Origin of the sequence: Cupriavidus phytohabitans, assembly GCF_017815025.1 — a bacterium.
In the GTDB taxonomy this organism is placed as follows: Bacteria; Pseudomonadota; Gammaproteobacteria; order Burkholderiales; family Burkholderiaceae; genus Cupriavidus.
In genome coordinates, this window is sequence record NZ_JAGIQB010000126.1 from 1 (window position 1) to 5,340 (window position 5,340).

Consider the following 5,340-nt stretch of genomic DNA (forward strand, 5'->3'; position numbering starts at 1 on the left):
CTGTCCCGGATGGTCGAACCATACACCAAGTTACGCGGTGAGGAGAGGAAGGGCACCGGTTCCTATCATGCCGGTTATGAATGCTATCGAAAGCCTGAATTTACAGCTGCGCAAAATCATCAAAACCCGAGGGCACTTCCCTCGAATGAAGCCGCTGGCAAGCTCCTGTGGCTGGCGCTGCGCAACGTGCTGGCCAAGTCGGTTCGCACCCTGACTGGAAGTCCGCCATGAATCAGTTTGCTATTCTGTATGGCGAGCGATCTACTGCGGAACGAGGCTAACAGAATTTAAAATCCCTCGCACATAAAGAATGCGGACAGGTCCGAGCCCGCCCGCATAAATTCCCGCGCCTCCAAAAGGCATACACGTCCACCGCCGTAACCACGCCTGCACTGAGGGAAAGCCTGTCGGACAAACGGCTAAGGAACGTACGTTGAACAAGCGCCTTCACGTAAGACTACCGCGCCCCCTCCCAACAGAGCTCGTCTCAATGGCTATCGGCAGGTAGAACGCCGCTCGGAGCGAGCGATCACTCATTCGCTTTCGCAAAGACGAGTCTCTCGCTTATCCGATTCAAAATCCTCACGCAAGAACGAAGAGCCGTTTGGCTATTCGACCTTCGATAGGCTCCGCAGCTCGTTCACCGAACAATGTCATAGCTGTAGTCAGTCTCCGAAACAGCAATAGTGCTAGCGTCCAATGCTTCAAAATATTCATCGAGTAGCGCCATAAGAATGCGAAGACCGCCAGCGTATCCCCAAGTGGGGTACCGATGATAGTGGTGACGGTCAAAAATGGGGAACACGAGCCGCACGAGGGGTGTCCCGGCATCGCGCTCCAAGTATTTTCCGTATGTGTTGCCGATCAGATAGTCCACCGGCTCCGTGAATAACAAAGAGCGCAGGTGCCAGAGGTCACGCTTCGGATAGACTTTGCATCCTGCACCATATGGTGACGCATCGAGCAACGCCTGTACTTTCTCCGCCCAAGCATCGTTACCATTTGTCGATAACACGTGGCTTGGTTCAGCCCCAATCTCGAGGAGAAATTGGGTGTATCCCAGCATCTGGTCCGGGTCCCCATACAATGCGTACCGCTTACCATGGAGGCTTGCCTGACTGTCCGCCATAGCGTCTACGAGTTGACCTCGCTCCTTTTCCAGTTCAGCTGGTATCGGCTTACCGGTCACCCGTGAAATCTCCATAAGGAAATGGTCAGTGCCACCAACGCCAACCGGCGCATTTAAAACCACGACATCCTGACCCTGTTCAGCGATAAACTTACTTGTTCGTTCGCAGCAGAACTCCTGGAAAACGAATGTTGCTTTAGCGTTCAGTGCGCGTTCCACCTCCTCTTTCGTTGTCCCACCTTGATACATTCTGAACACGCCATCCGTAGGTGTGTTCCAGGTTTCCGACGGGTCGCAGATAATGTTCACTTTTACGCCGAACAGATCGAACATTCTCTTGATTTCGCGCATGTTTCCAACGACAAAGCCATCAAAGCCGCCGATGAAGTTCACACTGTCGTCAGGCGTTCGGACCAACGGGTTGGACGCCCCTGCCTTACCGCCCCAAAAGTGCTTCAGGATGCCCAGTAGCGCATTGTCATAACCCGTCACGTGACTACCGACAAATGCTGGCGTGTGGGCGAAAGGCACGTCGTAATCTTCAGGGACGCTGCCCTTCTGCTTGCTGTTCTTGATGAATGCATCGAGGTCGTCCCCGATCACCTCCGCCATGCATGTTGTGGATACAGCAATCATCTCGGGCTTGTAAAGGTTGTACGCGTTAGCCAGCCCATCAATCATGTTGTTCAGGCCGCCGAACACCGCCGCATCCTCAGTCATAGAGGAACTCACACACGAAGTCGGCTCCTTGAAATGCCTCGAGAAATGTGAACGGTAGTATGCAACGCAGCCTTGAGAACCATGAACGAATGGAAGTGTCTTGTGAAAGCCGTTTGCTACAAACACGGCTCCAAGCGGCTGACACGCCTTGGCCGGATTCACAGTCAGTGATTCTCTTGCGAAGTTCTTATTCTTATAGTCTTCTGTCTTAGTCCATTCGGAAAACTCCCTTATCTTCTCCTCGGGATCCTTAAACTCGAACACCTTCTTCTTATTCTGAAAGAGCGCCCTGTATTCCGGCTCCCGGAAGAGTAATTCATGATCGAGAATTTTGTCAGTCGATTGCGGCATCACTCACTCCTGTATGCAAGTTCTAAATAACCGTTCGCTAGACGCCCATGCGCCACTGCGATCTCCGTGCTCATGTTCGATCTTTCCAAGGCGTCTTCGCGAGGTTCCATACAGGACTTGAGATGGCAATGTCCATATCACGGGCGAATATCGCAAATCCGTCGTAGCCGTGATAAGGGCCTGAGTAATCCCAGCTATGCATTTGGCGGAACGGGACACCCATTTTCTGAAACACGTACTTCTCTTTGATACCAGAACCGACAAGGTCGGGGCGCACCTGGTCTACGAATCTTTCAAATTCGTACCCCGTCACATCATCATAGATGAGTGTGCCATCCTTTACATAATGCGTCGTTCGTTGGTAATCGTCATTGTGTGCAAACTCGTACCCCGTTCCGATAACTTCCATGCCTAGATCCTCGTATGCCCCTACAACGTGCCGCGGGCGTAACCCACCTACAAAGAGCATCACCTTTTTACCTTGCAACCGAGGCTTATATTTCGCAATGACGGCATCAGATACTGCGCGGTATTTAGCGATCACCTTTTCTGCATTTTCCATAATCGCTTCATCAAATCGACCCGCAATTTCACGCAAGCTTTTCTCAATCATTGTCGGACCAAAAAAATTATATTCTACCCATGGGATGCCATACTTTTCTTCCATGTGTCGACTGATGTAGTTCATCGATCGGTAACAATGCAACAAATTCAGCTTCGACCTTGGGGTGTTCTCCAGTTCCGCCAATGTACCGTCACCCGACCATTGTGCGATTACCCGCAAACCCATCTCTTCAAGCAGGATTCGACTTGACCACGCGTCTCCCCCAATGTTGTAGTCGCCGATGATAGCAACGTCATAGGGTGTCGATTCAAGTGCGAGCCGCTTATTGGAGTGAGCATCGAATACAAAGTCTCGGATCGCGTCGTTTGCCAAATGATGACCGAGTGACTGCGACACACCACGGAAACCCTCGCAGCGCACAGGCACGACGGTGTGCCCGCCATACTCCTTACTCTTCTTCTTTGAGACGGCCTCAATGTCGTCTCCGATAAGACCAATCGGACATTCTGTCTGGATAGAAATCCCCTTGTTGAGCGGAAACAGTTGCTGTATCTCATCAATGATCTTGTCAAGCTTCTTGTCACCTCCGAACACTATGTCCTTCTCCTGGAAATCAGAGGTGAACTGCATAGTAACGAACGTATCGATGCCCGTGGTGCCAACGTAGTAATTGCGACGCGATCCCCATGAGTACTGGCCACAGCCAACGGGCCCATGGCTTATATGGATCATGTCCTTGATCGGGCCCCATACCACGCCCTTTGATCCAGCATACGCGCACCCGCGAATCGTCATGACCCCAGGCAGCGACTTGATATTCGACTTCACCCCGCAATCTGGCTTGCCTTCCTCGAATGAACTTAGGTGCTTGGCCCGTCGTTTTCCCATCTTTTCAGGGTAAGCCCGTAGCACTTCGTCAATGAGGGCCTTGTTGGCGGCCTTCCGTTCCTCAACCGTCGTGGTCATCGCGTAGTCCATAGGTAATCAACATGCTCGTCCCAAATAGCCGCCGTGCGTGCACGGCGGCTGTCGTTCAAACCTGGCTAGGCAGTAAGTTCTGACGCAGTCTTCCCAACTTTTGACTCGTCGATCTGCACCAGAATCCCCTTCGCCATCAAGAGATCCTCCAACTGGTCCATCGTGATTGGCGTCGGAATAACGCCATTTCCGCCATTGTTATGGATCTTCTCGGCAAGCGCACGATACTCCCCTGCCTGAGCGCACTCTGGCGCATACTCAATGACGGTCATTCGACGCAGTTCTGCATGCTGGACTACGTTGTCGCGAGGCACGAAGTGTATCAACTTCGTTCCTAGCATCTCCGCCAGCGATTCAGCTAGCTCAAGTTCCTTGTCCGTCTTTCGCTCGTTACAGATCAACCCACCCAAGCGCACGCCGCCGCTATTTGCGTACTTCAAAATGCCTTTAGAAATGTTGTTTGCCGCGTACATCGCCATCATCTCGCCAGACATAACAATGTAGATCTCTTGGGCCTTGTTTTCACGAATTGGCATCGCGAAACCGCCACAGACGACATCGCCGAGCACATCATAGGAAACGTAGTCAACACCGTCATACGCGCCGTTCTCTTCCAGGAAGTTGATTGACGTTATAACACCTCTGCCTGCGCAGCCAACCCCCGGTTCAGGCCCCCCCGACTCGACACACCGGATGTCCTTGTAACCAATCTTCATTACGTCATCCAGTTCAAGATCCTCGACGGATCCCGCTTCAGCCGCAAGCGAGAGGATTGTATCCTGGGCTTTAGCATGCAAAATGAGGCGTGTCGAGTCCGCCTTTGGATCACACCCAACGATGAGAATCCTTTGCCCGAGGTCGCTCAGCGCCGCTAGCGTGTTCTGCGAGGTAGTCGACTTGCCGATGCCACCTTTACCATAAAAGGCAATTTGCCGAAGGTTAGACATTGTGATACTCCATTTTGAATAGAAGGTGAAGCTAGAAGATCATGGTTTGCAAGGCCACGATCATGTCCTCAGTCTGCGGTGTTTCCCTATGGTCTTCTTCTTTCAAAAGCACGCATCGGCCAGCTCGTGTCCGCGCGACCGCTTTAGCGCAGCTTTCGTGCCATGTCGCTAAGAACTCCAGAAAGCCCCCTAAATCGCGGGTTTCCCGAACTCGTTGTGGCCCTGACTATGAACTATGGCCGCGTCGCGATACTGACAAACCGTTCGCACTTTGTCGAAATACGTCGTTTGGCAACTAACGCGCCCTCGCGTCGCCCCACTGACCTATTAACTTGAATCATTAAGGCTGGCACAGCGTGTGTGAAATAGAGAAGTGCTTTGGCAGATTCACGCTAGCCATCGGACAATTTCGGAAAACTGAACCGACAGACCCTGTGCCCCGCGGTAATGTGGAATACTTTCTGTTTTTTTGGAAATCTAGTAACCACCTACGGAGAGTCGTCGTAGATTCGAGAGATCCATAGAAGAGACCCTGAGGTCGACTTAGCTGTTGGTTAGCCAACTTTTAAGCCCGCGGTTTCAAGAGCGAAGTGCAACACCCTGCGGGTTATTGAACAGGGAGCCGGTCAGTTGGGTTGGCCAGGACCTGA

The 5,340-nt window shown here is 52.1% G+C and carries 3 protein-coding genes and 1 pseudogene; 1 reads left to right on the forward strand and 3 read right to left on the reverse strand.

The annotated features are described in order from the left end of the window. Positions 1–281 (forward strand): annotated as a pseudogene (locus J8I34_RS33200) (transposase); the annotation flags it as partial. 359 nt (positions 282–640) lie between these two features. Here the strand turns inward: J8I34_RS33200 and nifK are convergent. The 3 genes from nifK to nifH form a co-directional block, all read right to left on the reverse strand. Next, on the reverse strand, positions 641–2,200 hold the full coding sequence (gene nifK / locus J8I34_RS33205; RefSeq protein WP_209778197.1) for a nitrogenase molybdenum-iron protein subunit beta: 1,560 nt from the start codon (positions 2,198–2,200) through the stop codon (positions 641–643). Positions 2,201–2,270: 70 nt separating this feature from the next. Continuing rightward, positions 2,271–3,731, reverse strand: coding sequence for a nitrogenase molybdenum-iron protein alpha chain (nifD, locus tag J8I34_RS33210; RefSeq protein ID WP_209778195.1), 1,461 nt, complete (start codon positions 3,729–3,731; stop codon positions 2,271–2,273). 77 nt (positions 3,732–3,808) lie between these two features. Further along, positions 3,809–4,690 (reverse strand): nitrogenase iron protein, encoded by an 882-nt coding sequence (gene nifH / locus J8I34_RS33215; protein WP_209778192.1) that lies wholly within the window; start codon positions 4,688–4,690, stop codon positions 3,809–3,811. Positions 4,691–5,340 lie beyond the last annotated feature (650 nt).

Excerpts from the sequence above, each read along its gene's own strand:
- nifH (WP_209778192.1), bottom strand. The coding sequence starts at position 4,690 with ATGTCTAACCTTCGGCAAATTGCCTTTTATGGTAAAGGTGGCATCGGC.
- nifD (WP_209778195.1), bottom strand. The coding sequence starts at position 3,731 with ATGACCACGACGGTTGAGGAACGGAAGGCCGCCAACAAGGCCCTCATT.
- nifK (WP_209778197.1), bottom strand. The coding sequence starts at position 2,200 with ATGCCGCAATCGACTGACAAAATTCTCGATCATGAATTACTCTTCCGG.